The following is a 26,580-nucleotide window of genomic DNA, read 5'->3' on the forward strand; positions in this document are numbered from 1 at the left end:
GTTCGAGATGGGGCCTGGGCGTTGCAAATTGACTGGAGTTGGCGGGAAGATACTGTCCAGCCAACTCCAGTCATGGTTCACCTGTCCAGAAAGTTGCGCTTCCGTCTGGAGGCGCCCTTTTCCGCCCTTGCCCGTCAGCTGCTGCAGCCGCCTCCACCACAGGAACTGCTGCCTGAGTCGCCGCAACTGCCTGAATCGAAAGGTCCGCACGAGGAGTCACCATGGCCGGCAAAAGACAGACTGGTGTGGCCCTGGTACCGTCCATACCCGCGACGGTCGCGGCGGGTCAGGCTGCGCACCACCAGCAGGAGCAGGAGTGTGCCCATCAGTAGCGCCAGCGGCGTCCAGTGGAGGAGCAGCGCTGCTACCCCGATCACGACGAGCGTTGAGCCAAGGACGTTGCCGCTCTGCCACTGAGAGCGCGCTGCCAGAGCTGGTTCTGATGGCGGTGTAGCTTGGATAAATACAGGTTGGTTGCGCAGCCGCGGGTCCGGCCAGTACAGAGCGGGCGGCGGACCGAAGGTTGCCCGGTAGGCGTCCAGCGTGCCGATGTACTGTGCGGCGAAGTGGGCATCATCGTCTGCATCAGCGCCCCCGGGATCGTGATGCACCGGTCTGCCCAGGGCCGGCGTCAGGCGCTCCCAGTAGTCGCGCGTAAAGGTCAGGTGCAGGTGCCAGACCTTGTCCACGACCTGCGACGGCGTAACGGGCGTCTGGGAAGTCACCGCCAGATGCAGGAACCGGCGGTACTCTTCCAGCGCGCCACTGGTAAAGGGTTGTGACCAGCCGTAGTCCCGGCCCAGGCGGGCGGCCAGTACCTCTGGAAAGGCATAGGACAGTGCCGGGCAGGGCGGGGCCAGGGGACTGACGGTGGCCTGAACATCCGGGTAGGTGCGGGACGGTGTCATCTGATCCTCCGAAACGAAAAAAGAGGTCGTGGACGGTGTTGGTGCGTGGTTTCAGGGTGATAGGGAACTGTCAGCCTGCCGTCAGCTGGTGATGGGGGCACCCCCGGCTTGTACTCATCCTGCGGGGAAGGCAGCTGATGCCCTGACGGGTCCCTCAGAGAAGTCAGGAGACGGTCTGGCGCAGCTCGCCATAGGCCTCGCTGACGGCCTGAACAAACCGCTCCGCGTAGCCCGGGGTTCCTATATCAATCAGAGCGGCGACGTCGGTCGCATTGAGGCCTGGGGCGGCGCACACCTTAAGCAGCGCGTAGTGCACGACACTGACACCCGGCCGGGCCCCGCCGGCGGGCAGCCAGGACTCCCGGAGCCGCGGCAGCAGCAGCTCTGCGAAGCGCACGATGTCACCTTCGTGGCGCCGCAGTTCCTTTTGCAGCAATCCCACCGAGTGCACCCCCACGTAATGCAGCAGCCGGGCCAGTCGCTGCGGGCGGTCGGGGTCCGGCCAGCCGACAAGCAGCCGAACCTTCAGGGCATCGGAGACAGCCGTATCCAGGTCTCGCACCGGTGCGACGCTCAGCAGATGCTTCATGCTCTGGGCATCGATATACACGCTGTCTGGGGCCTGCAGCACCCGCTGCGGGAGGTCGGCGGCATAGTCGCGTGACAGTCGGTGCAGCGCCATAAACTCCTCGTCGGCCATTTCCAGGAGTCCGGACAGGCGGTTAAAGCGTCGGCGGACCTCGCGCGGCACGGCTTCCCGGTTCTTGTAGCCCAGGTCATGCTCGATTTCGGCCCAGGCATGCTGCAGGATGCTGCGGATCTGCACCTCGAAGCGCAGGCCCGGCAGCACCGCCCCTGGGCCCGGTGGAACACGCAGCACGTAATGTACGCCCATGTAGCCGAAGCGGTCCGGATCATGCACCTTGCCCTTGTCGACCGAATTGGCCCAGTCCACCTCGAAATGGTCTTCGAGCAGGCGTGAAACCACCGCCACGTCGGACTCGAAGTAGGTGATGACCCGCACGCCCACCAGATCGGTCAGGTCTTCTAGGACCCGGTAACGGCCGGGTTTGCGCCGCAGCTTGTCCGCCAGGCTGGCCGGCCGTTTGACCCGGGCGGTGAGGTGATGAATTTTCAGCCCTGCGCGCCCCAGGACGTCTCCCAGCAGGGCCACCACCGCTTCCCGCTGCTGCTCGTAGACAGGCAGGGCGTTGCTGTAGGCCGTCACCAGCGTATTGTCCATGTTGGTGGCTTCAGCATAGCGGGCCGCCCCTGATGTGGGGGTGCGGGCCTCATTCTGGCGTGCTAAACCCGGCTATGCGCTGTTATCGCCACCTGGCCCTGCTGAGCCTGCTGGGTGCGCTGGGCACCATGCCCGCGTCCCCGGCCCTCGCGCAGACCGCCAGCGAAATTTTTGTGTCCTATCCCGAATCTGGTCACCGTGTCGCCCACAGCCACGTCATTCTGCAGGGAAGTGTGACCCCGGGAGCCACCCTGACGGTCAGTGGGCAGGCTGTTCCTGTGGGGCCGGACGGACTGTTCATGGCCTGGTGGCCGCTCAAGGTGGGGACCAACGATCTGCGGATGGTGACCCGCAAGGGAGGCAAAAGCGCCACGCGGACCCTCCGGGTGATTCGCACGGTGCCGCGCCTCCTGCCAGCGTCCCCCACCGCAATTGACCGGGAGACCCTGACGCCGCGTGAGGCCCTGGAATTCTGGGACCTCGCGGGCGACTCGCCGGCCGAGCGGACCGTGAAGGTAGGGTTCGTCGGCTCGCCGGGCGGGCGGGCCAGCTTCAGGATCAACGGGGGGGCGGCCGTTCCCATGCGTGAGGCGACCGCCGGAACGTACTCGGGCACGACCATGCTCCCTGTCCAGGCACTGAACAATGCGCCGGTTACGGTCAGTCTGACCGGCCGTGATGGCCGCACGGTGACGGCCACCGCCACCGGACGTGTCAGCGGCGCCATGGGCCAGGCACAACTGGGCATTCAGAACCCTGGAAGCGTCCGGGGGCTGGCCCTGAACGAGGCCACGACGCTGCTGACTGACCTCTCGGGCGCCCCCCTCCTGTACCCGCGTGACGAGATGGCCTTTGCCCTGGTGGGCCGTCAGGGGCGGGACTTCCGCGTGCGCCTGGCGCCCGGTGTGCCTGCCCTGGTTACCCAGACTCAGGTCCAGGTCACCCCGGGAGCCCTGCCAGTGGCCGCGGGTGGACCGATCCGACTCCGCCCCCTGACGGCGCCGGGTACTGATGCGGCGCCAGTGATTCCCTTGGCTCCAGGTACCCAGGCGACCCCGGCACAGCCAGCTTCTGCCTTGCCCGCTCCGGCGAGCAATCCGGACCTCTCCCTGTATCTGCCGTTGGGCGGCGCCCGGCTGCCGTTCACGCTGATTCAGGAAAGTGCCCAGCGGCTGGTGCTGACGCTGTATGGGCCGTTGGGCACGCCCTTGGCGGTTCCTCTGGAGCGTGACCCCTTGCTGGCCAGCGTGGAGGTGCGGACCCTGGGCCTGGGCGTGACCCGCGTGACGCTGAACCTGAACGCTCCGCAGATCTGGGGCTTTCATGCTGGCTATGACGGCGACGACCTGCTGCTGACGGTGCGGCGTCCTCCCGCCCTGAATCCGGCCCGGCCCCTCGAAGGCCGGACCATTACCCTGGACCCCGGACACGGAGGCAGCCAGGGAGGAGGCGCGGGAAGCCTGCGCATCCCGGAAAAAGGCCTTGTGCTGCCCATCACGCTGCGCGCGGCAGAGCTGCTGCGGGCTCAGGGGGCCACGGTCCACCTCACCCGGTCCACCGATGTCACCGTCAGCCTGTACGACCGGGGCCTCAGCGCGGAAGCGAGCCGGAGTGACCTGCTCGTCTCAGTCCACGCCAACGCCCTGCCGGATGGCCGGGACCCACGCGGCGTGCGCGGTCCGGAGGTCTATTTCACCCATCCCCAGGCCCAGCCCGTGGCGGCGTCGATTCTGGCGGCCCTGCGCGCCGGCCTACCGGAACTTGGTTCTGGAGCCGGCCTCAAGCCGGGGGCCAATCTGGCGTTGTCCCGGCCCAGCACCCAGATCAGTCTGCTGGTCGAGCTTGCCTACCTGACGGACGCGGGAAACCTGCGCGCCCTGCACCATCCAGGAGCACAGGAACGCTTCGCGCAGGCCATTGCCAGCGGGGTTTCAGCGTTCTATGCGGCGCAGGCCCAGCGCTGAGGGTTTGGCACACGCACAAGCAATCCGTGGGTGCGGGCTGCGCCGGTATCTCCAGGGCAGGCTGACGGCCCTCTGGCCACCCGTCACACAGACGGGCTGGATCTGACCGGGTCTGGTCCCGTCAATCACGCTGAGTTGTCTGGCACGATGATGGGGACGGGCCCCTGCCAAACTTGCAACTGCTGGAGTGGACCACACTGACGGAAGTGGTCTGGGGCCAAGTGATTACTGTGTTTCGGCGCACCAACGACCGGGAGAACGAGCGTTTGGCCGCCCGGGTCAGAACCGGCTGGACGGATGAAGAAAATATGCAGGCGGTTTCGTTGCGCCAGAGGTTCTTTCAGACCTCACCGAGGCGTTAGCCTCGGCGCATGACATCCGCGCATCCCGGGACCCTGCGTCCTGTCACCCTGATCACTGGCGCGGCAGGCGGCATTGGGCGCGCCCTGGCTCAGCAACTGTCCCCAGATCACGACCTGATTCTCAGCGGCCGCACGGCGGGACCACTGGAGGCCTTGTGCGGCGAACTGGGCGCTGTGCCCCTGCTTCTGGACCTGACCCGGCCCGATACCTTCGAGTCGGCCGTCGCCGGGCTGGGACGTGTAACCAACGTCGTGCACAACGCCGGAGTGGTGGACCTGGGACCGGTCGCCGCACAGGCCTACGACCTGTGGACCCACACCCTGACGGTCAACACCGTTGCGCCGGCCGAACTGACCCGGCTGCTGCTGCCTGGGCTGCGCGCCGCCCAGGGAACGGTGGTGTTCGTCAACAGCGGCGCCGGACTGCGCGCCAACGCTGGCTGGGGCAGTTACGCGGCCAGCAAGCATGCCCTGCGCGCCCTGGCCGACGCCCTGCGAGACGAGGAAGCCCCGCACGGGGTCCGGGTCACCAGCGTCTACCCGGGCCGCACCGCCACGGAAATGCAGCGCAGGGTCCGCACCCAGGAAGGAGGCGACTACCAGCCCGAGACGTTTATTCAGCCTGAAACCGTGGCCGCCACCATCGCCTTTGCCCTGAACGCCTCGCGCGACGCGTCACTGACGGATCTGACGGTCCGACCGGGGCCGCGCCCATGAGGTTTACTGACTCCGGGCACGACTACGACGCGGTGGTGATCGGCGCTGGCCCTGCAGGTCTGAACGCTGCTGTCGTGCTGGGCGGGGCGCGCCGGCGGGTGCTGCTGCTCGACGGTGGTCCGGCCCGCAATTCTCTGGCCCAGAATGCCCACGGTGTGTTCACGCGCGACTGCACTCCTCCCGGCGCCCTGAAGGAAGCTGGTCTGGCGGATCTGGCGCCCTATGACGTGACCGTGCTGTCCACTCCGGCCCGGGAAGTCCGCATTCTGGACGACGGCTTCTCGGTGCGCCATGGGCAGACCTGGGTCACGGCCGGGAGGCTGATGTTTGCCACCGGGGTCCGCGACGTGCTGCCGCGCATTCCTGGTCTGCGCGAGCGCTGGGGCGAAACGGTCCACCACTGTCCCTACTGCGACGGCTGGCCCAACCGGGAGGCCCATCTTGCGGTGCTGGGCAGTCACCAGGAAGGCCATCACCTGGCCCTGAGTGTGCGGGCCTGGTCCGACCGCGTCATACTGCTGACCAATGGCCCCGATGAGCTGACACCCGAACAGCGCCTCGACCTGAAGCGGGTGGACATACCGGTCATCACCACGCCGGTGCGCCGCCTGACGGGCAAGCAGAACATCACCGCACACTTCAGTGACGGCGAGAAGCTGCCCCTGGACGCCATCTTCCTGAATCCCACCCAGGCGCAGAACAGCACCCTGCCGGCTCAGCTCGGCTGTGAACTCAACGAGAAAAGCCGCGTCGTGGTCAACGAGAACGGCATGACCAGCGTGCGGGGCATCTGGGCGGCGGGAGACATGACCGGGGCGCCCCAGTACGTCATGAGCGCGGCCAGCAGCGGCATGATCGCAGCCATAAGCCTCAACACCACCCTGATCCACGAAAACGTCCGGGCCCGTGGCGCCGCCTTTCACAAGAGCCCGGATGAGCAGGTGGGGGTAGGCGAACCTTGAAGGCAGTCCTTTTTGACCTGGACGGAACGCTGCACGACCGCAACGCCACCATCCGGGACTGGCTGGAGGTGCACCGCCAGGAATTTGCTCTGCCGGAAGCGTACACTGCCCGCTTTCTGGAACTCGACGACTACGGCTATCGCGGCAAGCGCGAGGTTATGACCCGGCTGGTCGAGGAACTTGGGCTGCCTCATGCGGTGGACACATTGCTCGATACGTACTGGCGCCACCTGAACCACGCCAGGGTGATGCCCCATACGCACGAGGTCCTGAATGAGCTTCGAGATCGTGGGATCCGTGTGGGCATCGTGACCAACGGGTGGCAGGAAGCGCAGTCGCGATGCCTGCAGGGGTGTCAGCTGGAAGGACTGGCGGACGATGTGGTCATCAGCAAGGTGGTAGGCCTGTCCAAGCCCGACCCGGCCATTTACCGGCTTGCCCTGGAGCGGCTGGGTGCAGAGGTCCAGAGCACCTGGTTTGTGGGCGACTCCCCACGCAACGACATCTGGGGCCCACAGCAGATTGGGCTGCGGGCGGCCTGGCTGCCCACCGGACACGCGCTTGGCGAGGAAACCCCGGACACGGTGCTGGGTGACCTGCGTGACGTACTGGCTTTGGACTGATTAGAAGCGGCAAAGCCCAAAAAGGAGCGGTGCGGGGGTTTTAGATGTGCGACCCGACATGCGGTATCCCAGTGCCTGTAGTGGGAGCCTCGAAATGACTTGAGGGAAACGGAAAGGCTGAGAATTCGATCAGGTGGCAGCTCGGATACGCTGATCAGAATGACGCCCCAGTGAATCTGTTCTTGGTTCACCTGCCGGTCCGCCCGGCGTCTTACAGCTGATAAATTGAGCTATCTGAACTTTGTCCAGCATAAGAGGACATGAGTAACCGAAAAGCAACGTGACCTGAAGGTGGGAGGGAACTCCACGACATTGGTCACATTGAGCTCTTAACCGGGTACCTATAGTTCACCAACGAACAAAGCAATGCGGAAGCCTGTGACTCGGCGCCAGAATGGCGACTGAAGAGGCGTGGTTTTCTGCCGGAGGGTAGTTGATGAAGACTCAAGCTTACCAGCGTAGTGCCGCCATGATCCTCCTTTCCCTGACGCTCGCTGCCTGTGGTACTCCATCTACGCCCCAGGTGACTGTGCCCGTTGCCGCTGCTCCCACGCCTCTGATTCAGGGGCTTTCGGTGCCGACCACTCAGGTTGATAACGAAACGGCGCAGAACTGGTTCGTGGAGTTCCGCAGCAAGCCCACGACCAAGGGAGGAGACCGCGCCGCCATTGCGCAGGAGCGTCAGATCTTCCGTCAACAGGCCAACGCTGCAGGCATCAAGTTCCAGCAACGCCTGGAGTTTGAGCGGCTGTGGAACGGCATTTCTATCCGGATTGATCCTGTCGACCTCGGCAAGATCAAGGACCTCGACGGCGTAAAAGCAGTCTACCCAGTGATGGACGTCGCGCTGCCTGAACTGACCCCTGGTGAAGAACCAGAGATGGCTACTGCCGTCAGCCAAACCGGCGTTGACACCGCCCAGAACGAAATGGGCCTGACCGGTAAGGGCGTCAAGATTGCCATCATGGACACCGGTATCGACCTTGACCACCCGGCGTTCAAAGGCCGCGTCGTGGCCCAGTACGACCTGGTGGGCGACGCCTTTACCGGTGGCAACACCCCTGTTCCCGGCAAGGACAACGTGGACGACTGCGGCGGTCACGGAACGCACGTGGCCGGCATCGCGGCCGCCGGGGGACCGGTCAAGGGCGTGGCCCCGGAAGCGTCGCTGGGCGTGTACCGCGTGTTTGGCTGCGCCGGCAGCACCCAGGCCGACATCATGGTTCAGGCCATGGAACGCGCCCTGGCCGACGGCATGGACGTGCTGAACATGAGCATCGGTTCAGCCTTCAACTCCTGGCCCGAATACCCCACGGCCGTGGCCAGCAGCAACCTGGTGGACGCGGGCATGGTCGTGGCGGCCTCCATCGGCAACAGCGGATCGGGCGGCGTGTGGGCTGCGGGTGCCCCTGGCGTGGGTGAGAAGGTCATCGGCGTGGCGAACTTCATGAACAGCCACGTATACCTCAACGAATTTGTGCTGAGCGACGGCACCAAGGTGGGCTATCAAGTCGCTTCGCCCTCGCCGACCCCACCCACCAGCGGCAGCCTGCCCCTGGCGAAAACCGGCACCACGACCTCGGCTGCCGACGCCTGCGCGGCTCTGCCTGCCAACTCGCTGACCGGCAAGGCTGTGCTGATCCGCCGCGGAACCTGTGCGTTCCATACCAAGGCGATCAACGCCCAGAACGCTGGCGCTTCGGCCGTCATCCTGTACAACAACGCTGTAGGCCCGCTGGCGGCCAGTGTCGCCGGGACTCCGGCCGTGACCATCCCGGTCGTGGGTGTCTCCGACGCTCTTGGTAAGACGATTGACGCCTTCATCGCTGGCACCCCGAGCGCTTCCATGACCTGGACGGCAGGCGCCGGCAGCTACCTGAACCCCACCGGTAACCTGCTCGATACCTCCAGTTCCTACGGTCTGGCCGCCGACCTGAGCCTCAAGCCCGACCTAGGAGCCCCCGGCGGACTGATCCGCGCTGCCTACCCCCTGAACCTGGCGCCCAGCGGTTACGCGACCCTCAGTGGTACCAGCATGGCTTCGCCGCATGTGGCTGGTGTGGCGGCGCTGGTGCTGCAGGCCAAGCGAGAAGCAGGCCAGACCATGCGCGCTGAAGATATGCGCGGCCTGCTCCAGAACACCGCGACGCCCAGGCCCTGGAGCAACAACTCGGGTCAGCTTGACGTTGTCCACCGTCAAGGCGCAGGCATGGTGAACGTCGTGAACGCGATTAACACCACGGCCACCGTGACCCCTGGCAAGCTGTCGCTGGGCGAGAGCGAGTCTGGTGTGGCACCTCAGACGCTGACCGTGACCAACCGCGGCACCACGCCGGTCACGTACACGCTGAGCCACACGGGAGCCCGGACCACCGAAGGCAACTACACCGTGAAGAGCTCCGGCCCCGGTGCGACGGCCACCTTCAGCGCCGGCACGCTGACGGTACCCGCCGGTGGCAGCGCTCAGGTAACGGTCACGGTCAACCCCACGGCACCAAATCTGAGCATTTACGGCGGTTACATCGTATTCACGCCCCAGGGTGCCGGTACTCCGCTGCGTGTGCCCTACGCGGGCTTCCAGGGCGATTACCAGGACCTGAAGGTGCTGACCAGTGCGCCTCAGCTGGCCCGCTTCGATGCCACCAAGAATGCCTACGCTCCGACCACCAACCACACCTTCACCATGCGCGACGGAGACTTCCCGTACTTCCGCATGCACCTGGACCACTTCGCGCGCTCGATCAAGCTGGACGTGCTGGAAGCCAGCACCATGCAGCCGGTGAACACGCAGTTCTTCAACGCCAGCACCGACGAGTACCTGCCCCGGAACTCGACGGCCACCGGCTTCTTCGCCTTCGGCTGGGACGGCATGGTCAGCTGGAGCCGCGGCGTGAGCGACAATGCCCAGAACAAGCGCAAGGCCGTGCCCAACGGCCAGTACGTGATCCGGGTCACCGTGCTCAAGGCCCTGGGTCAGGAAGGCAACTCTGACCACCAGGAAACCTGGACCTCCCCGGTCCTGACCGTCAACGCTTCCAAGTAAAACCTGTCTTGAGAAAAGCGCCCGCACCCGATGCGGGCGCTTTTCTGTTGCTTTGCATGGTGCCGATCCGTACTACCATCGGGCGCGTGAGTACTGCAGCCACCCTGCCCATCCATGAGGTCATTCCGGCGCTGCGCCGGGCGCTGACCCTGCACCGGCTGGTGGTCCTTCAGGCGCCTCCCGGAGCCGGCAAAAGTACGTCCCTGCCGCTCTCGCTGCTGGGCGAACCCTGGCTGGCCGGCCAGCAGATCATCATGCTGCAACCCCGGCGAGTAGCAGCCCGGGCCGTGGCCGCCCGGCTGGCCGAAGGGCTGGGGGAAGAGCCCGGGGGCGTGGTCGGGTACCGTGTGCGCTTCGAGTCGCGGACCTCGGGCAGGACCCGCATTGAAGTCGTCACCGAGGGCATCCTGACCCGGCGCCTGCAACGTGATCCGGAACTGTCGGGCGTGGGTCTGGTGATTCTCGACGAGTTTCACGAGCGTTCCCTCAATGCTGATCTGGCGCTGGCCCTGCTGCGCGAGGTTCAGGGAGCCTTGCGCGACGATCTGCGGGTGCTGGTCATGTCGGCCACGCTGGACCCGGAGCTGCCGGCCCGTCTGGACGCCCCCATGGTCGAAAGTCAGGGCCGCGCGTATCCGGTGGAGGTGCGCTATCTGTCGGCCGATCCGGTCGGCCGTGTCGAGGACCTGGTGGCCCGCGCCGTCCGCGACGCGCTGGACCGGGACCAGGGAGATGTGCTGGCCTTCCTGCCTGGGGTGCGTGAGATCCGTGCGGCGCAGGGCAAGCTGGCAGGAGTGGACGCGCAGGTGCTGCCGCTCTACGGTGACCTGCCGCTGCGCGAACAGCGCCGGGCCCTGCTGCCTGATCCGGTCGGGCAGCGCAAGGTCGTGCTCTCGACCAGCATCGCCGAGACCTCCCTGACTATTGAAGGAGTCCGTGTGGTGGTGGACGGTGGCCTGAGCCGCACCCAGCACTTCGACCCGGCCACCGGACTGACCCGCATGGTGACGGGGCGGGTCACCCGGGACGCCGCCACCCAGCGGGCCGGGCGGGCCGGCCGTACGGCGCCCGGCGTGGCCTACCGGCTGTGGAGTGAGCGGACCCAGCCCTTGCTGGGAGCCGCCCGGCCCGCCGAGATCCTCGAGGCGGACCTTGCGCCTCTGACCCTGGAACTCGCCCAGTGGGGAGCCCCGGACCCTGGGGCCCTGGCATGGCTGGACGCACCCCCGCCGCCACGCATCGAAACTGCCCGTGCCCTGCTGCGTGGTCTTGACGCCCTGGATGAGCAGGGCCGGGCCACGACGGAAGGTGCGCGGCTGCTCGACTTTCCTACCCATCCGCGCATCGCGCATCTGCTGACCGGCGGCGCGGCACAGGGCCAGGGAGCCCTCGCCGCCGATGTGGCTGCCCTGCTTGAGGAGCGTGACCCCCTGCCTTCTGGAAGTGGAACAGACCTGACTGACCGCGTAGCCGCCCTGCGGCGCTGGCGTGACGTCGGGGCAGGTGGGGGAGACCCGGCTGTGCTTGAACGCGTGGAGCGGCTCTCCAGGCAGTGGCGCCAGCTGTTGGGCGTCGGTGCTGCCGACGATGCGCCTGACCCCTTTGCGGTCGGGGCGCTGGTGGCCCGGGCCTATCCGGAACGGGAGGCGCTGGCCCGTCCCATCACGGCAGGGCTGAGCCGGGGACGGTTTCTGCTGGCAGGCGGACAGGGAGCGGCCCTGCCGGAAGGTGACGCACTGGCGGGCGCCTCAGCCCTGGCGGTGGCGCATCTTGATGCCGCCCAGGCCGAGGGACGGGTGTTTCTAGCGGCGCCTCTGGACCTTCAACTCCTGCGCGCCCAGGCCACCTGGGAGGACTCCGTGCGCTGGGATACGCGCAGTGGGACGTTGGTTGCCCAGCAGGAACTCCGGGTGGGAGCGCTCGTGCTGGAGACCCGGCCGCTCCGGCAGATTCCGGCGGCGCAGCGTATAAACGCCCTGTCGGGCGCCATTCGGGCCGAAGGCCTGCATCTGCTGACCTTCTCACCCGAGGCGGCCCAGTGGCGGGCCCGGGTGGAGTCGCTGCGCCATTGGCGTCCAGACGACAACTGGCCGGATGTCTCAGACCGGGCGCTGCTGGACACCCTGGATGACTGGCTTGGACCCTTGTTGGGGGGCGCTCGCTCCCGCGAGGATCTGGCGCGGCTGAGTCTTCTGCCGGCCTTCCAGGCGTTGCTGGAGTGGCCGAAGCCCCAGCAGCTTGACGACCTGGCGCCTACGCATCTGAGCGTGCCCAGCGGAAGCCGGGTGCGGCTGGAGTACCGCCTCGGCGCAGAACCCCCGATTCTGGCGGTCAAACTGCAGGAACTGTTTGGCCTGGAGCAGACCCCCACCGTCAACGCGGGGCGCACGCCGGTGCTGCTCCACCTGCTGTCTCCAGGAGGGCGGCCGGTACAGGTCACGCAGGACCTGCGCAGTTTCTGGAACAGCAGCTATTTCGAGGTGCGCAAGGACCTGCGGGGCCGTTATCCCAAGCATCCCTGGCCGGATGATCCCTGGACCCACCTGCCGACCCGTTTCACCAAGAAACGCGGAGGGTAGGCTGGGTGTGCAGGCCGGGGGTACGCTTCCCCCCAGCAGGCAGGCGCACCTGCGGCCCTGGCGAAGGTCGATCTCTGAAAAGCTGGGGTATGCGTACACAGATCCTGGCCGGCCTCCTGATGCTGAGTGGAAGCGCCAGTGCCGCAGCGGACTATTCCAGGACCCTCTGGTCCTTTGTGCTGGGACAGGCGACCACCCCGCCGGTGGTGGACTCCCGGATCATGGGTGACATCGTGATGCGGATGTGGGTCAAGCCGCCCTCGGTTCCGGCTGAAGGCGTGTTCGTGCTGTACATGCCGCGCCTGAGCCAGGCCCACTGGGCTGTGATGCTGATTGGTCCTCGGGGACGCGCCGGTGAATTTGTCGGAGCCTCGAGCCTGACCTTCGTCAAGACCATGGTCAGCCCGAAAAGACCTTCCGAAAAAATGAACCTGTACCGGCTTGGAAACGGCATGTTCAAGGGCCTGTACGTCAGTGAGGGCACGGTTTCCGACAAGGCGGGCAAGGCTCACAGGGTGCTGATGCTGCTGACCCCACAGATGCTTCGTGAGGAACTTAGTCCAGGGGATGTCCTGGGACGCTGAAGCGTTGGTCCGGGTAAAGCCACTGCTGTTCGCTTTGCAGGCTGTGATGAACCGGAAAAAGCCCGCCGGAATGGCAGGCTTTTTGATAAGGTTTCAGATCACAGCAGCCGTGCGAGGGCGCCGCCCAGCAGCATCAGCAGCAGCACGGTCGCCATGGCGAACTGAAGCTGCCGGGCTGTGGGCCGGGTCATGCGGCGCGGCCCTGGTTGCCCCCGCTGACGGGGTGCAGGCTGCCCAGCGCGGCTTTAAGGTGCTTGTACACTTCACGCTGCAGTTCCAGATCCTCGGGCATTTCGTAACGCAACTGATCCATAGCCTGAACAAGGTGTGCACCGCCAGGGCTCCGCTCGTGGTCCGGGCGGGCCCACTCGGGCAGTTCCGGCGGGCTGACCGGCTCGCGCTTGGCATCGTTCCAGGCTACCCACTGCTTGGGCAGGTCGTACAGGTAACGGCCGATGCCGAACTGCACGGCGCAGCGCTTCAGCGCGTCGCTGGCGGCGGCTTTCAGGGTGCCCAGGTCGCCCTCGGGGGCTTCGCCGATGTCTTCACGGCTGACGCCCAGAACGGTCAGGCGGCCCTTAACGGTGGGCAGACGGGTGCCGGGCACAACTTCCACTTCGAAGGACCAGGCATCGGGGCAGACGGCGTCGAGGCGGTCCTGAACATTGCGCGCGTCGATATGGGCCAGCATCAGCGCGCGGCTGCGGTCTTTGGTAATCACGCCGGGTTTCCACGCGACCGCGTGAGCGGGAAACGGGGCTTGCAGTCGTTTCTGTACATCGCTCAGCTTCATGGATTTAGTTTATAACAGAATGACATTCTGGTCAAGGCGTAATTCCTCTTACGACTAAGGTAGACCTGGGCTTGTTTTCTCGCATTGCGACGTGAAAAACCCCTGGCATGAACCAGGGGACGAGTTCCGGTTGGTGTCTTACTGTGCGCCGATTCCAGTCTGCTGGTAGATCCAGTTGATGTATCCGTTGACACGCGTATAAACCCCGTATCCACGGCAGGCCGACGGCCCATAGCTCACAATGCCCAGCACGTAAAACTTGCTGTTGTAGCGTGAGGCCAGGGGCCCACCGCTATCACCATTGCAGCTGTCCTTCCCTGCGTCGTACTTGCCGCAGATGGTGTTGCTGGGCCGGGTGCCGCAGTCACTGCCGGTGGGCGTGATCGGGATGGTCACTTCACGCAGGGCCGTGGGGCTCGACGATCCGGTTTCGGTCTTGCCCCAGCCGCTGACGGTGGCGCTGCGGCCGTTGACATCCAGCACGGACTCGGTTGTGTTGTTGGGAAGCGCGGCGGTCTGTACCGTACTGCCAAGCGTAAAGGCCGTGCCAACCCTGACCAGAGCGATGTCATAGCCCTTGCTGGCGTCGCTGTAATAGGGATGAATGATGATCTGGCTGGGGGTGCGCTGCTGACCGCTGGTGGTGGTCAGGTTGTTGATGCCGGCGCGTACCCGCATGCTGCTGGCGCTGTAACCCTGGACGCAGTGGGCGGCAGTAAGAATCCAGTTGGAGCTGATCAGGGTGCCGCCGCACCACCCGCTCATGGAGTTGTAGGGGGTGACGCTGACCTGGTACGGACGGTAGGTGGTGCTGGTGACGGTGCCGTACACGATCTGGCTGCTCAGCTTGTCAAAGGCGAGTTCGGTGCCCGTGGTGGTCACGGTTTCTTCGGGCAGCGCGGCGATGGTTGGCTGGGGCACATCCGCCTGAGGACCAGTTGAACCGCAGGCAGTGAAGAGCAGGGAACCAAGAGCGATCAGCGGAAGAGCAAACTTTTTCATCAGAACCTCCAGAAGGATGAATTTGGCAGCTGAACCCCGCTGCCAGAAGTGATACGGGCAGCGCGGAAACGGGGATTATTTGGTTTCGGTCAGGGTGTAGGAGCCACTGCCGCTGTAGGCATACACTTCCCAGCGATAGGTGCCGCTGTTGGCCGCGTAGCTGATTGCTTCGGTGCTGGTGCCGCCGGTACTGGAGGCCACATCGGCCCAGGCGCTGCCGTTCCACTTCTGCAGATACAGGTCGAAGTCGGTGCCGCTGGGGCCACTCAGGTTGCCCTTGAGGGTGCCGCCGCCATAGCTGAACCCGCTGGTCGAGGGCTTGAAGGAACTGGTGCCGGAGCTGACGCTGCCGGTGTAGGTCGTGGTGGTGCCGGGGGTAGTCCCAGTGCCACTGCCGGTGTACAGCAGGCGGTTGGGGCTGCCGGTGCCGGCACTGGTGACCTTGTTGGTCGTGGCGTTGTTGATCATGGCGCTGGTTACAGCGCTGGTCGTCGTATTACCGGCAGCGATCAGCAGGGCTGCAGCGCCGGCGGCGTGGGGGGAAGCCATGCTGGTGCCGCTGATGGTGTTGGTCGCACTCGTGGAGCCGATCCAGGTGCTGGTGATATCGCTGCCAGGGGCAAAGATATCCACGCAGGAGCCGTAGTTCGAGAAGGAACTGCGGGCGTCGGTGCGGGTGGTGCTGCCCACCGTGATGGCGTTGGCGGCACGGGCGGGGGAGACGTTGCAGGCATTCTGGTTCTCGTTGCCGGCGGCGACCACCATGACGAGGTTCTTGCTGGCTGCACTGTTGACGGCGTCGTCTACGGCCTGGCTGGCGCCACCCCCCAGGCTCATGTTGGCTACAGCTGTGGCGGTGCCTTTGTTGCTGACTGCCCAGTTCACCCCGGCAATCACGCCTGAGTTGGTGCCGGACCCGCTGCAGTTCAGCACCTTGACGGCGATAAGCTGCACGCCCTTGGCCACGCCCCAGGTGTTTGCGCCTACCGTGCCCGCCACATGGGTACCGTGTCCCTGGCAGTCGGTGTTGTTGCCGTCGCCAGTGGTGTTGGTACCCCAGACTGCCCGTCCACCAAAGTTACTGTGGCTAGTGTTGATGCCAGTGTCGATGATGTACGCCTTCACGCCGCTGGCGGTGGAGTTGTACACGTAGTTTCCGTCCAGCGGGAGGCTGCGCTGGTCGATACGGTCCAGGCCCCACGTGGCTCCGCTCTGGGTGGCGCTGGCGTGCATCATGCCGTCCTGCTCGATGTATTTGACCCGTTTGTCTGCACGGAGTATCGCCAGGTTCTGGACGCTGAGTTTGGCGGCGAAGCCGCTCAAGGCCTGGGTGTAGATGTGCTGGACCGTGACGCCCTGCGGGTCGAGTTTCAGGCTGCTGATCAGGCCGTTCGCATCCTGGGCGCTGAGGTCGCTGCCCTGGGCGCCGTCGCTGAACACAACGATGTACTGTCCCGCAATGGCTTCAGGGTTGCCGGTGCCAAGCAGCGGAGCCAGATCAAGCTGACTACGCTGACTGGTGGGCGCAGAAGCGAGATCAGGGGTGGAGGACTGTGGCTGACCGCAAGCGGCGAGCATCGCGGTGAGCCCAAACGTGCAAAGTGCAAGACGTACCTTCATCCGAACCTCCAGGTGGGATGCAGAAATCTCGTGCTGAACTGTGTTTTGCCGACTGGGAGGTTGTACCACGCATGAGAAAATACTGATTTTCGTCTTGTATAGACATGTCAATTTTATGCGATCTGCAAGACATTTGCCATATTTTGGAAGGAAAAAGATGATGACCGGGTGGTCAGGATTTGAATCGTATGAGGCGCACTTCCCCCTGCGGCGTAAGTCCATCGCTACTGTGACAAACATGTCAGGCTTTTCATGCAAGACGGCCACGTTGGCATGTACGACCTCTCCAGTGCCGGTTTGTACGGCGATAGGATGCGGTTATGAGCCGTCTGGCCGCCGTGCAGCGCACCACCAAAGAAACCGATATTGAGATCCGCCTGAATCTCGACCAGCCGGAGTTTGACGCTCCGGTGACCGGTCATGGATTTCTGGACCACATGCTCGACGCACTGGCCCGTCATTCCCGCCTGGGGCTGAGTGTCCGGGCCAGCGGCGACCTGCATATCGAGCCGCATCACCTGATCGAGGATGCCGGCATCACCTTGGGGCAGGCCCTTTCCCAGGCGCTGGGAGACCGGCGCGGCATCGAGCGGTACGGCAGCGCCTTCGTGCCTATGGACGAAACGCTCGCTCACGTGGTCGTGGACCTGTCCGGACGCGCCCACCTTGCCTTTGAGCCCGAAGCCCTGGAGGTCTGGGGCAATGCCGGCGGCATGACGCACTATCACCTGCGTGAATTCCTGCGTGGTCTGTGCAACCACGGTGGGGTTACGCTGCATGTGCGGTTGCTTTCAGGCCGCGAGGCGCACCATGTGATCGAGGCCATCGTCAAGGCCCTGGCCCGGGCCCTGCGTGACGCGGTGGCCCTGACTTCGGATCAGCTGCCCAGCACCAAGGGGAGCCTGTGAACCTCCGGTCTGAGGTGCTGCTGCTGGATTACGGCGGCGGGAACGTCCGGAGCGCGGCCAAGGCCCTGGAACGCGCCGGGATGGAGGTGCGTGTCAGCGCGGACCCGGCAGATGTGCCGCACGCGCCCGCTGTCGTGGTTCCGGGTCAGGGCCACTTCCGTCAGGTGATGGAAGCCTTCGAGCACAGCGGATTCCATGCACCCGTCATGCAGGCCGCACAGGCGGGGACGCCGCTGCTGGGGATCTGCGTGGGGATGCAGATGCTGCTGACCGGATCAGAGGAGGCCCCCGGCATGCCTGGACTGAACCTGGTTCCAGGCACCGTGCGCCGGTTCGAGGCGGTGCCCGAACGCAAGGTGCCGCAGATGGGTTGGAACAGCCTGGACAAGGTCGGTGACAGCCCCCTGCTGAGGGACCTCGCCTGTCCGGCCTACGCCTACTTCGTGCATTCCTATTACGTACCGCTGGAGGTCGAGGTGGACGCCGGTGCCATTTCCGAGTACGGCGTACCGTTCTGGTCCGCCTTCAGCCAGGGCAATATTCACGCCACACAGTTTCACCCCGAGAAAAGCGGAGCAGTGGGGCTGGCCATTCTGGAACGTTTCCGCCTCCACGTGCTGGCGGGCTGAGCACTGGCCAGCCCAGCCGGCCGGTGTGGGCTGCGCCTTGATAGGCTGGACCCCATGCGTGACGTGAACATCGACTGGGCGAACCTGGGCTTCAGCTACATCCGAACCGACCTGCGCTTTCTGTCTCACTGGAAAGATGGCGCCTGGGACGAGGGGCAGCTGACCGAGGACAACGTCCTGCACATTGCCGAGGGCTCGACGGCCCTGCACTACGGCCAGCAGTGCTTCGAGGGCCTCAAGGCGTACCGCTCCCAGGACGGCAGCATCAACCTGTTCCGCCCCGATCAGAACGCCGCGCGAATGCAGATGAGCTGCGAGCGCCTGCTGATGCCCGCGCCTTCCACCGAGATGTTCATCGAGGCCTGCCGTCAGGTCGTCAAGGCCAACGAGCACTTCCTGCCTCCCTTCGGCACAGGCGGCAGCCTGTATCTGCGTCCCTTTGTGATCGGCGTGGGCGACAACATCGGTGTGCGCACGGCCCCCGAGTTCATCTTCAGCGTGTTCTGCGTGCCGGTGGGCCCCTATTTCAAGGGCGGACTGACTCCGCACAACTTCATCGTCTCGGAATTTGACCGGGCCGCGCCCAACGGCACCGGCGCCGCCAAGGTCGGAGGCAACTACGCCGCCAGCCTGCTGCCCGGTGCACAGGCCAAGGATGCACAGGCGCAGGGCCGCCACTTTGCCGACGCCATCTACCTTGACCCGGCCACCCATACCAAGATTGAGGAGGTTGGGGCCGCCAACCTGTTTGCCATCACGAAGGATGGCCGGACCTTCGTCACGCCCAAGTCCCCCAGCATTCTGCCCAGCATCACCAAGTACAGCCTGCTGCACATCGCCGAGCACCGGCTTGGCCTGAATGTCGAGGAAGGCGACGTGTACATCAGCCGGCTTGACCAGTACGGCGAGGCCGGTGCCTGCGGGACTGCGGCTGTCATCACCCCTATCGGCGGCATTCAGCATGGCGACCAGTTCCACGTGTTCCACAGCGAGACCGAAACAGGTCCGGTGACGCGACGCCTGTACGATGAACTGACGGGTATCCAGTTCGGGACAGTCGAAGCTCCAGAGGGCTGGATCGTCAAGGTCTGAGGTTTCGGGGCCAAAGGCCGGCCGCAGGGCCAGGGACATGCCGAAAAGCACCTGTCCCTGGCCCTGCGCTTTGCCGCTCAGTCCTGGCCTTTATGGTCTGCATGGGGTTTTCACCAGCCCCCAGCGGGGCCGGTAGACTCCAGGCATGAGCGACTCCTTCTTGCCTCTGCCGCTGGATTACGGTCACCTGCAGCAAATGGCGACCTCCGACCTTGTGCGGCCTGACCACCTGCTGGGTGCCCATGTCGCCACCCAGGACGGGGTCGAGGGCGTGCGCTTCGCGGTCTGGGGCCCCGGCGCGCAGCACGTCAGCGTTGTCGGTGATTTTAATGACTGGAACGGTTTTGAAAATGCCATGACCCGGCTGGACTTCGGTGTCTGGGGCACTTTCGTGCCTGGAGCGCGCCAGGGCCAGCGCTATAAGTACCGTGTCACCTCCGCAGCCGGACAGACCGAGGACAAGATGGACCCCTACGGCAGCGCTTATGAGCTCCGCCCGGCCACAGGCAGCGTCGTCTGGCAGGACGCCTTCGGGTGGACGGACACCCGCTGGATGACGTCGCGCACCGCCGGTTTCGAACAGCCGGTCAGCGTCTATGAGGTGCACGTGGGCTCGTGGATGCGGCGTGACGACGGCTGGTTCCTGAACTACCGCGAACTGGCACACAAGCTGGGCGAATACGTGACCTACATGGGCTACACGCACGTGGAACTGCTGGGCGTCATGGAGCATCCCTTCGACGGCTCATGGGGCTATCAGGTCACCGGGTACTACGCTCCGACCAGCCGTCTGGGCACTCCAGAGGATTTCAAGTATCTGGTCAACCACCTGCATGGCCTGGGCATCGGTGTGATTCTCGACTGGGTCCCCGGGCATTTCCCGACCGATCCTTCCGGGCTGGCCCGCTTCGACGGCGGGCCGCTGTACGAGTACGCCGATCCACGCCGGGGCTTTCACCAGGACTGGAATACCTTCATCTTCGACTACGGCCGCAACGAGGTTGTGATGTTCCTGATCGGTTCGGCCCTCAAATGGCTGCAGGACTTCCACATTGACGGCCTGCGGGTGGACGCGGTGGCCAGCATGCTGTATCTGGATTTCTCGCGCACTGAGTGGGTCCCGAACGTTCACGGCGGGCGCGAGAACCTGGAGGCCATCGCGTTTCTGAGGCGCCTGAACGAGGTGACGCACCACATGAGCCCGGGGTGCATGATCATCGCGGAGGAAAGTACATCATTTCCTGGCGTGACCGTGCCCTCGCCCCACGGGCTGGGATTTGATTACAAGTGGGCCATGGGCTGGATGAACGACACGCTGGCGTACTTTGAGCAGGACCCGCTGTGGCGAAAGCATCACCACCACAAGGTAACTTTCTTCAACGTGTACCGCACCAGCGAGAACTACATGCTGGCCATCAGCCACGATGAAGTCGTCCACCTCAAGAAGTCGCTGGTCATGAAGATGTCCGGTGACTGGTACGCCCAGCGCGCCCAGTACCGGGCATTCCTGGCCCTGATGTGGACCATGCCCGGCAAGAAACTGCTGTTCATGGGCCAGGAATTTGCCCAGTCCACCGAGTGGGACCATGACGCCTCCCTCCCCTGGCACCTCACGGATGTACCGGACCACCGCGGCGTGATGACCCTGGTGCGGCGGCTCAATCAGCTTTACCGGGAGCGGCCCGACTGGTACCGCGGAGACAAGCGTGACGACAGCCTGTACTGGGTCAGTGCCGACGACGCCGAGCACAGCGTGTATGCCTACGTGCGGCGCGACAGCGAGACGGGTCAGTGGAGTCTGGTGGTGGCCAATCTGACGCCCACGTACCGGGAACACTATCGGGTCGGGGTGCCGCAGGCCGGAGAGTACCGCCTGCTGCTTTCCACGGATGACGGCGAGTACGGCGGGTTCGGCACGCAGCAGCCGTCGCTGATGGCGAACCGCGAAGGGTGGCATGGCCAGCCCCACTCGCTGCGTCTCAATCTGCCGCCCAGCAGCGTTCTGGTTCTGGAGTATGGAGGCCCCGCACAAGCGACTGCCCCGCAGCCTGAGGAGAACCCCCGAGCGTGACCGGCAGCCCTTCCGGTCGCCCCGATCTGCTGACGGCCCTGAGCTTCGGCCTGCTGGCCCTGGTGGGTCTGCTGTTGCTGTGGCCGCTCTTGTCGGGCGGTCAGCCGCCTCATCCGGGCGTAATCGGCGTGCTGCTGCTGGCCCGGCTGGGGGTTCAGCTGTTGCGGTCCCGGACTGACGAGCGACTGCGCCGGCCGGTCAGCTGGGCCGTGGACCTGATCCTGATCGGCCTGCTGTTCTCGGTCGTGAGCCAGCGTTAAGCACCCGTAGCCGTTCCGGCGCTTCACCGGGATATTCTCCGCCGCATGACCTACCGCACCCCTGAGGAAGTCCGGGCCTTCTACGACGCACACCGCACCGTGCGCCAGTACGTCACATCTGGCGACGGTACGCCGCTTCCCTTGCCCCCAGCGCACCTCGACGTGATTCTGCACGCCGCGCAACGGGCCCCGACCGACGCGACGGCCCAGCTGTATTCGCTGATTCATCTGACGGATCCTGAGGTCCGCGCCCAGGCCGCCGCCCTGACCACCAATGCCCACATTGCCACGGCGTCCGAAGCCTTTGTGGTCTGCGCCGACGTGCGCCGCACCCGGCGGGTGCTGGAAGCTTCCGGGCGCACACCGGGGTACTGGCCCGCCGTGGCCGTACATTTCGGCATAGGAGACGCTGTGATGGCCGGCACCAACCTGCTGACGGCCGCCGAGATGCTGGGCTATCAGGGCTGCTGGATTGGCGGCGTTCTGAATGGCATCGATGGCCTGCTTGACCTGCTGCGTCTACCTGAGGGCGTGCTTCCCTTCGCGGCGCTGACCATAGGCACGCCAGCAGAGGAAGCGCCGTACCGTCCACGCGTGCCGCGTCCGCTGGTCGTGCACACGGATACTTATCACGACCCGAATCACGATGAACTCCAGGACGCGGTTGCCATCATGAACCCCATCGCTTCCCGGGGGGGGCACCCGGGCGACTGGGTGCGGTTGCTGGGCGCCTACTTCGCCCAGGACGGCGGCATGGAAAAGCGCGAGCCTCACCTGGTCGCCGCGCTGCGCCGTCAGGGCATGTGGTCAGGGGAGCAGGCCGTCGGAACTCCCTAGCGTTGATCCTTATGACGTGATCTGACAAGGGTATTCCATTGCAGCAACGGCAGGAGCGCACTTCTGCCAACTCCACCTTAACCGCGGTCACTCGCCCCACAGCAGATGGCAGTTGAAACCAGCATCTGCTGTAGTTACCACCTTGAGACGAACGGACAGGGTGGCCTGGGACTGCTGCCCAGGCCACCCTGTCTTCTTGCTTCAGGCCAGCGCCCGGATCACAGCCTCCGTGAACCCGTGTGTCCCGGCGGTGCCGCCCAGATCGCGGGTCCGGGGGCCTTCGAGCAGGACCTTGTTCACGGCATTGTCCAGCCGGCGTGCCGTTTTGTGGTCGCCCAGATGGTCGAGCATCTGCACGGCAGCCAGAATCGTTGCGGTGGGATTGGCCACGCCCTGACCGGCGATATCGGGCGCCGAGCCATGCACACTTTCGAAGATCCCGAACTTGTCGCCCACGTTGCCGCTGGCCGCAATCCCCAGACCGCCGACGAGCCCTGCCGCCAGATCCGAAAGAATATCTCCGAACATGTTGGTCATGACCAGCACGTCGAACTGCTGGGGGTTACGCACCAGCTGCATCGCCGCGTTGTCCACGATCATGGTGCTGGTATTCAGGCCCTCGACCGTGCGGGTATGGTCGAGGATGGTGTTCATAAACAGTCCCTGCGTTACCGGCAGCACGTTGCTCTTGTGCACCACCGTCAGGCGCTTGCTGCGCTTCATCGCCAGGTCGGCGGCGAAGCGGCCGATGCGCTCGCTGGCATCTTTGGTGATCACCGTGTCGGCGATGGCAGTGTCGCCGTAACGGCGCTCCTGCTCCACGTACAGGCCCTGGGTGTTCTCGCGGACAATCACGAGGTCCACGTTTTCATAGGCCCCGGGCACCGGGCGGGTGCGGGTAGGCCGGACATTGGCATACAGGCCATACTTCTGGCGCAGGTGACGGATCGCGCCGAAAAAGCCGGCGGGTTTCTCCCCGCTGGGGCTGGTTGCGGCGCCGAACAGCGTGGCGTGCGTGTTCTCCACGGCGTCGTAGGTGGCCTGGGGCACGCTGGTGCCGTGGTCGAGGTAGTACTCGTAGCCGGCCTCGGCGTGGACGTACTCGGCACTGAAGCCGGCCGCGTCAAGCACGCGCCGCGCGGCGGGAATGACCTCGTGGCCGATGCCGTCGCCTTCAATCAAACAGATGCGGTAATTCGCCATAACGCCCCACAGTCTAGTTCAGGCATGTGGCCAGCTTCACAGTTGTGCCCGGTACAGGAACGTTACCCGCCGCGTGACTGCAGGGCAGCCTGCACCCTGCCCGCCAGTTCGAAGGCCAGCAGTGGCCCAAGCAAAAACCCTTTGCTCCCCAGTCCGGAGAGCCTCCATACTCCGCTTGCATCTGTCCCTGCCTGCAATCCAGAGAGCCGTGAACCGGTCCACTGCCCGGTCACCATGAGATGTTCCAGGTTGCTCAGCGCCGTTCCCTTGCCCAGCAGCCAGCTCAGAGAAAGCAGCGGCAGACAGGGAAGGCTCCACCGGTGTGTGGGGGCCTCGAAGGTCGCGCCCAGCACGCCTCCTCGTGCAGCCGGGGCAAGGTAAGCGCCGAAGCTCAGCGGCACTTCAGACGCTGGCCGGTTCAGAGTCAGCAGCGTCCCCATGCGGTGGGGGGCGTCCTCACCGGCCCAGGTCGAGCCCACCGAGCCCCCGCACCACACCACGGCATCTGCTTTCAGCGTGCCGCCGTCCTGCAGCGAGATGGCCCGCGCCTCCCACGCCGTCGCGCGGTCACGGACCACCTCAGCACCGGAGGCGGCCAGAAGTGCCTGGCACAGGGCCTGCCCGTCCAGCCAGCCGCCCCCCGGCAACTGCAGCGCGTGTGCCCATCCGTCTGTGAGGGCCTCAGGGCGCTGACCGTGGGCAAGCCATTCGTGGGGCAGCTGCCCTGGCAGGTGGCGCTCGAAGCGGGCGCGGGTGCGGTCGTCCGGCAGCGGGCGGACCACGCCTGACTGGGCATGCGGAACGTCATATCCCTGGGCTACCACGTCACGCACAAGTGCCCAGGTCAGCGCCATTCCTTCTGGTGCACGGGTGTCCACCCCGCCTGACTGCCCCCGCACCGGATTGATCAGGGCGGAGGGCACATGACTGGCCGTGTGCATCCCGGCATCGACGACCGTGACGCGCAGATCTGCACGGGCCAGGGCGTATGCAACTGAGGCTCCCGCAATGCCGCCGCCAATGATCCCCACATGTGCGGTCATGCGGTCCGGACAGCGCGCAGGCATTCCCGCTTGCCCGGAGCGCCCGGGCGCCGCTCGACCTCCAGTCCTGCCGCCTGAAGTGCACGCCGCACATGCCCGGCCGCGCTGTAGGTGGCCAGAACCCCGCCAGGGGCCAGGGTGCGCGATAGCCGGGCGGCAAACTCCGGCGTCCAGACCTCCGGGTTGCGGGTGGGGGAAAAGCCGTCCAGGTACAGCGCGGTGGCCCAGTCTTCCGGCAGGCTCGCTGTCAGGACGTTTCCTATCACCACCTGAACGCGTGCGCCCCCGGCATTCACCTCCACTGGAGGCTGAGGCCAGAGGTCTATAAGGCCCTGCCAGGCGGGGTGGTCTGTTCCCTCCTGGCCAGCGGCTACGGATTGCAGGATGTCGACCGGGGCTGGATCAAATTCATAGGCCAGATAGTCCAGCGCCGCTTCCCGCCCGGCCGTCTGCGCCAGCGTCGCCCGGAAGTTAACTCCGACCCCAAACCCCACCTCCAGGACCCGGGGCGCCGGATGCCGGTAGGTACCGCTGCCTTCCACGAACACGTGGCGGGCCTGAGCCGCCGCGCCGTGGCGCGAACCGTACGCCTCGCCAAAACGGGCATTGTAGGCGGTGCGTGAACCGTCAGGGGTCTCCAGGATGGACGAATCAGGCTCGGGCATCTGAAAGGGGAGGATACCGCTGCGCGGCGCGCGGGCCACGGCATGAGGAACTGCTCAACCCACAGCGCGCCCGGCGTGAGGGAGCGTGCGCCACACTGCGGATATGCGCAAACCGGTCCAGCGTGAGGACGACGGCCGCGGGGCCCTGCTAGAGCGCCGCTACTGGGTAGAGGTTCAGAAGCCGGCAATGTCGGCCGAGGACCTGATGCTCGACATCCAGCGGAACCTGCCAGAGTACGCTCCCGAACTGCTGGCCGGTTTCGAAAAGACGGTCGGACTTGAAGATGCCCTGCGGCGCGGCGACGAGTATCACATCCGCATTCTGGGACCCTGGAACGGTGAGGTCCGCGTGGTAGCGGTCAGCGACACCTCGTTTGAACTGGTCACGCTCGAGGACCACCCCGAGGCTGGAAAAATCCGCTTTGCCATCACGCCGCACGAACACTTCGAGGACGCCTTCCACTTTGAAATCTGCTCACTGGCGAGGTCGCGGGACGGTCTGGTGGCCCTCAGCTACGACGCCCTGGGGAAACGTGTGCAGCAAACGGTCTGGACCACGTTCTGCGAGCGTGTGGCGCAGCGCAGTGGCGGCCAGAAAATCGGTGAGGTGCAGGTGCGGACCGTCAGCGAGACCGACTTTGAGGCTGAAGACGGGACCGGAGGCACCCCATGACACGCACCCGTCCTCCTCTGCACGAGCAGCAGCGGGCCCGGCTGGAGGCCTATGCTCAGGCCAGGCCCAATTTTGATGACACCCGCCTGCACGAATACACTGCCGAAAGCGGCTGGCGCGTTGACGACTATGAGCAGGAACTGCCCGCCGAGCCTCCTGGCGATCCGTTGCCGAACGGCTCGTTCCGTGCCGCCCAGCAGGTTCTGCGCAACTACAGTTTTCCGCCGCCGGACCTGATCACCGGGGTCTTCGTGCCGGAAACTCCGCTCGAACAGCGGGTCATGGTGCTGCGTGGCCGCTTCCTGATCTTTACCTTCTGGTTCGGGGTGCGGATCGGCAGGGTGGTCAACGAGACTCGCGCCCTGCCCGACGGCAGCCGCGAGGCCGTCTGGGGCTACAACTACCACACCCTGGAAGGGCACTTCGAGCGCGGACAGATCGAATTTACGGTTCACAAGCACCTGGGCACGGGCCGGGTGATGTTTCGTATCCACGCCGTCTCTCAGACCGGCCACATCAGCAACCTGTTCTACCGGGTGGGGTTCCGTCTGTTCGGGCGGTTCCTGCAGCGCCGCTTCTCCTTTCAGTCCATGCGGCGGGTGCGCAAGCAGGTCAGCGACATGCTGCTGACCGGTGCGAGTACACCGCTGGAACCTTCGCCCCCGGTCCAGGCTGTCAGCAAGTCAGACGTGCCCGATCAGGTCGTGGAGAGCGTCGAGGGTTCGCCGAAGGGGGCTGCTAAAGAGACCTAGCAGCAGGCGGCCCTCACTGACGGACGGTCTAATCTGCGCCACCAACC

Annotated in this window: 23 protein-coding genes; 15 read left to right on the plus strand and 8 right to left on the minus strand. The window is 65.3% G+C overall.

What is annotated here, in order from left to right:
* Positions 1-134 precede the first annotated feature (134 nt).
* Entirely contained in the window at positions 135-908 is a 774-nt protein-coding gene (locus IEY49_RS02150; protein WP_189004078.1) for a glycine-rich domain-containing protein, read from the minus strand.
* A gap of 163 nt (positions 909-1,071) precedes the next feature.
* Entirely contained in the window at positions 1,072-2,151 is a 1,080-nt protein-coding gene (locus tag IEY49_RS02155) for a GTP pyrophosphokinase (protein ID WP_189004080.1), read from the minus strand.
* Between the two features lie 74 nt (positions 2,152-2,225).
* Between IEY49_RS02155 and IEY49_RS02160 the strand changes: the two genes are divergently transcribed.
* The 7 genes from IEY49_RS02160 to IEY49_RS02190 all read left to right on the plus strand — a co-directional run bounded on the left by IEY49_RS02160 (position 2,226) and on the right by IEY49_RS02190 (position 12,985).
* Complete coding sequence (locus tag IEY49_RS02160; RefSeq protein ID WP_189004082.1) at positions 2,226-4,115, plus strand: N-acetylmuramoyl-L-alanine amidase; 1,890 nt, start codon at positions 2,226-2,228, stop codon at positions 4,113-4,115.
* Between the two features lie 371 nt (positions 4,116-4,486).
* A complete protein-coding gene (locus IEY49_RS02165) occupies positions 4,487-5,194 on the plus strand; it encodes an SDR family oxidoreductase (RefSeq protein WP_189004084.1) in 708 nt (235 codons plus the stop codon).
* Entirely contained in the window at positions 5,191-6,156 is a 966-nt protein-coding gene (locus IEY49_RS02170; RefSeq protein ID WP_189004086.1) for an NAD(P)/FAD-dependent oxidoreductase, read from the plus strand. Before IEY49_RS02165 ends, IEY49_RS02170 begins: the two co-directional genes overlap by 4 nt.
* On the plus strand, positions 6,153-6,779 hold the full coding sequence (locus IEY49_RS02175) for an HAD family hydrolase (RefSeq protein WP_189004088.1): 627 nt from the start codon (positions 6,153-6,155) through the stop codon (positions 6,777-6,779). The genes IEY49_RS02170 and IEY49_RS02175 overlap by 4 nt, the downstream gene beginning before the upstream one ends.
* A gap of 436 nt (positions 6,780-7,215) precedes the next feature.
* Complete coding sequence (locus tag IEY49_RS02180; RefSeq protein ID WP_189004090.1) at positions 7,216-9,822, plus strand: S8 family serine peptidase; 2,607 nt, start codon at positions 7,216-7,218, stop codon at positions 9,820-9,822.
* 56 nt (positions 9,823-9,878) lie between these two features.
* The gene (gene hrpB / locus IEY49_RS02185; RefSeq protein ID WP_189004092.1) at positions 9,879-12,401 is read left to right on the plus strand and encodes an ATP-dependent helicase HrpB; all 2,523 of its coding nucleotides are present in this window, start codon (positions 9,879-9,881) and stop codon (positions 12,399-12,401) included.
* A gap of 89 nt (positions 12,402-12,490) precedes the next feature.
* On the plus strand, positions 12,491-12,985 hold the full coding sequence (locus IEY49_RS02190; protein ID WP_189004093.1) for a hypothetical protein: 495 nt from the start codon (positions 12,491-12,493) through the stop codon (positions 12,983-12,985).
* A 187-nt stretch (positions 12,986-13,172) separates the two neighbouring features.
* On the opposite strand, the gene IEY49_RS02195 is transcribed toward IEY49_RS02190, so the two are convergent.
* The 3 genes from IEY49_RS02195 to IEY49_RS02205 form a co-directional block, all read right to left on the minus strand.
* Positions 13,173-13,778, minus strand: coding sequence for a Rad52/Rad22 family DNA repair protein (locus IEY49_RS02195; RefSeq protein WP_189004095.1), 606 nt, complete (start codon positions 13,776-13,778; stop codon positions 13,173-13,175).
* 138 nt (positions 13,779-13,916) lie between these two features.
* Complete coding sequence (locus tag IEY49_RS02200; RefSeq protein ID WP_189004097.1) at positions 13,917-14,780, minus strand: serine protease; 864 nt, start codon at positions 14,778-14,780, stop codon at positions 13,917-13,919.
* Positions 14,781-14,855: 75 nt separating this feature from the next.
* The gene (locus IEY49_RS02205) at positions 14,856-16,400 is read right to left on the minus strand and encodes a S8 family peptidase (RefSeq protein WP_189004099.1); all 1,545 of its coding nucleotides are present in this window, start codon (positions 16,398-16,400) and stop codon (positions 14,856-14,858) included.
* A 320-nt stretch (positions 16,401-16,720) separates the two neighbouring features.
* On the opposite strand from IEY49_RS02205, the gene hisB reads away from it, so the two are divergent.
* The 6 genes from hisB (at position 16,721) to IEY49_RS02235 (ending at position 22,197) form a co-directional block, all read left to right on the plus strand.
* Entirely contained in the window at positions 16,721-17,308 is a 588-nt protein-coding gene (gene hisB, locus IEY49_RS02210; protein ID WP_189004101.1) for an imidazoleglycerol-phosphate dehydratase HisB, read from the plus strand.
* On the plus strand, positions 17,305-17,937 hold the full coding sequence (gene hisH, locus IEY49_RS02215) for an imidazole glycerol phosphate synthase subunit HisH (protein ID WP_189004103.1): 633 nt from the start codon (positions 17,305-17,307) through the stop codon (positions 17,935-17,937). Before hisB ends, hisH begins: the two co-directional genes overlap by 4 nt.
* A gap of 54 nt (positions 17,938-17,991) precedes the next feature.
* Positions 17,992-19,029, plus strand: coding sequence for a branched-chain amino acid aminotransferase (locus IEY49_RS02220; RefSeq protein ID WP_189004105.1), 1,038 nt, complete (start codon positions 17,992-17,994; stop codon positions 19,027-19,029).
* A 145-nt stretch (positions 19,030-19,174) separates the two neighbouring features.
* Complete coding sequence (locus IEY49_RS02225; RefSeq protein WP_189004106.1) at positions 19,175-21,100, plus strand: 1,4-alpha-glucan branching enzyme; 1,926 nt, start codon at positions 19,175-19,177, stop codon at positions 21,098-21,100.
* Complete coding sequence (locus IEY49_RS02230) at positions 21,097-21,360, plus strand: hypothetical protein (protein WP_189004108.1); 264 nt, start codon at positions 21,097-21,099, stop codon at positions 21,358-21,360. Before IEY49_RS02225 ends, IEY49_RS02230 begins: the two co-directional genes overlap by 4 nt.
* A gap of 45 nt (positions 21,361-21,405) precedes the next feature.
* Entirely contained in the window at positions 21,406-22,197 is a 792-nt protein-coding gene (locus IEY49_RS02235; RefSeq protein WP_189004110.1) for a nitroreductase family protein, read from the plus strand.
* Positions 22,198-22,398: 201 nt separating this feature from the next.
* Here IEY49_RS02235 and IEY49_RS02240 read toward each other — a convergent pair whose 3' ends face one another.
* The 3 genes from IEY49_RS02240 to mnmC2 all read right to left on the minus strand — a co-directional run bounded on the left by IEY49_RS02240 (position 22,399) and on the right by mnmC2 (position 25,108).
* Positions 22,399-23,400: an isocitrate/isopropylmalate dehydrogenase family protein gene (locus tag IEY49_RS02240; RefSeq protein WP_189004112.1), complete on the minus strand. Its 1,002-nt coding sequence runs from the start codon at positions 23,398-23,400 to the stop codon at positions 22,399-22,401.
* 62 nt (positions 23,401-23,462) lie between these two features.
* Positions 23,463-24,443 (minus strand): NAD(P)/FAD-dependent oxidoreductase, encoded by a 981-nt coding sequence (locus IEY49_RS02245; RefSeq protein WP_229780581.1) that lies wholly within the window; start codon positions 24,441-24,443, stop codon positions 23,463-23,465.
* Positions 24,440-25,108 (minus strand): tRNA (5-methylaminomethyl-2-thiouridine)(34)-methyltransferase MnmC2, encoded by a 669-nt coding sequence (gene mnmC2, locus IEY49_RS02250; protein ID WP_189004115.1) that lies wholly within the window; start codon positions 25,106-25,108, stop codon positions 24,440-24,442. The genes IEY49_RS02245 and mnmC2 overlap by 4 nt, the downstream gene beginning before the upstream one ends.
* Before the next feature lie 103 nt (positions 25,109-25,211).
* On the opposite strand from mnmC2, the gene IEY49_RS02255 reads away from it, so the two are divergent.
* Together IEY49_RS02255 and IEY49_RS02260 are read left to right on the plus strand one after the other, a co-directional pair.
* Entirely contained in the window at positions 25,212-25,781 is a 570-nt protein-coding gene (locus IEY49_RS02255) for a DUF1990 family protein (protein WP_189004117.1), read from the plus strand.
* Positions 25,778-26,533 carry a DUF1990 domain-containing protein gene (locus tag IEY49_RS02260; protein WP_189004118.1) on the plus strand — a complete coding sequence of 252 codons (756 nt, stop codon included), beginning with the start codon at positions 25,778-25,780 and terminating at the stop codon, positions 26,531-26,533. The genes IEY49_RS02255 and IEY49_RS02260 overlap by 4 nt, the downstream gene beginning before the upstream one ends.
* Positions 26,534-26,580 lie beyond the last annotated feature (47 nt).

The sequence above is a fragment of the Deinococcus malanensis genome (assembly GCF_014647655.1).
Classification (GTDB): Bacteria; Deinococcota; Deinococci; order Deinococcales; family Deinococcaceae; genus Deinococcus; species Deinococcus malanensis.

Excerpts from the sequence above, each read along its gene's own strand:
- IEY49_RS02235 (WP_189004110.1), top strand. The coding sequence starts at position 21,406 with ATGACCTACCGCACCCCTGAGGAAGTCCGGGCCTTCTACGACGCACAC.
- IEY49_RS02245 (WP_229780581.1), bottom strand. The coding sequence starts at position 24,443 with ATGACCGCACATGTGGGGATCATTGGCGGCGGCATTGCGGGAGCCTCA.
- IEY49_RS02255 (WP_189004117.1), top strand. The coding sequence starts at position 25,212 with ATGCGCAAACCGGTCCAGCGTGAGGACGACGGCCGCGGGGCCCTGCTA.
- hrpB (WP_189004092.1), top strand. The coding sequence starts at position 9,879 with ATGGTGCCGATCCGTACTACCATCGGGCGCGTGAGTACTGCAGCCACC.
- IEY49_RS02200 (WP_189004097.1), bottom strand. The coding sequence starts at position 14,780 with ATGAAAAAGTTTGCTCTTCCGCTGATCGCTCTTGGTTCCCTGCTCTTC.
- IEY49_RS02220 (WP_189004105.1), top strand. The coding sequence starts at position 17,992 with ATGCGTGACGTGAACATCGACTGGGCGAACCTGGGCTTCAGCTACATC.
- IEY49_RS02165 (WP_189004084.1), top strand. The coding sequence starts at position 4,487 with ATGACATCCGCGCATCCCGGGACCCTGCGTCCTGTCACCCTGATCACT.
- IEY49_RS02150 (WP_189004078.1), bottom strand. The coding sequence starts at position 908 with ATGACACCGTCCCGCACCTACCCGGATGTTCAGGCCACCGTCAGTCCC.
- IEY49_RS02205 (WP_189004099.1), bottom strand. The coding sequence starts at position 16,400 with ATGAAGGTACGTCTTGCACTTTGCACGTTTGGGCTCACCGCGATGCTC.
- IEY49_RS02180 (WP_189004090.1), top strand. The coding sequence starts at position 7,216 with ATGAAGACTCAAGCTTACCAGCGTAGTGCCGCCATGATCCTCCTTTCC.
- IEY49_RS02195 (WP_189004095.1), bottom strand. The coding sequence starts at position 13,778 with ATGAAGCTGAGCGATGTACAGAAACGACTGCAAGCCCCGTTTCCCGCT.
- IEY49_RS02155 (WP_189004080.1), bottom strand. The coding sequence starts at position 2,151 with ATGGACAATACGCTGGTGACGGCCTACAGCAACGCCCTGCCTGTCTAC.
- hisB (WP_189004101.1), top strand. The coding sequence starts at position 16,721 with ATGAGCCGTCTGGCCGCCGTGCAGCGCACCACCAAAGAAACCGATATT.
- IEY49_RS02260 (WP_189004118.1), top strand. The coding sequence starts at position 25,778 with ATGACACGCACCCGTCCTCCTCTGCACGAGCAGCAGCGGGCCCGGCTG.
- IEY49_RS02160 (WP_189004082.1), top strand. The coding sequence starts at position 2,226 with ATGCGCTGTTATCGCCACCTGGCCCTGCTGAGCCTGCTGGGTGCGCTG.
- IEY49_RS02240 (WP_189004112.1), bottom strand. The coding sequence starts at position 23,400 with ATGGCGAATTACCGCATCTGTTTGATTGAAGGCGACGGCATCGGCCAC.
- IEY49_RS02225 (WP_189004106.1), top strand. The coding sequence starts at position 19,175 with ATGAGCGACTCCTTCTTGCCTCTGCCGCTGGATTACGGTCACCTGCAG.
- IEY49_RS02190 (WP_189004093.1), top strand. The coding sequence starts at position 12,491 with ATGCGTACACAGATCCTGGCCGGCCTCCTGATGCTGAGTGGAAGCGCC.
- mnmC2 (WP_189004115.1), bottom strand. The coding sequence starts at position 25,108 with ATGCCCGAGCCTGATTCGTCCATCCTGGAGACCCCTGACGGTTCACGC.
- IEY49_RS02170 (WP_189004086.1), top strand. The coding sequence starts at position 5,191 with ATGAGGTTTACTGACTCCGGGCACGACTACGACGCGGTGGTGATCGGC.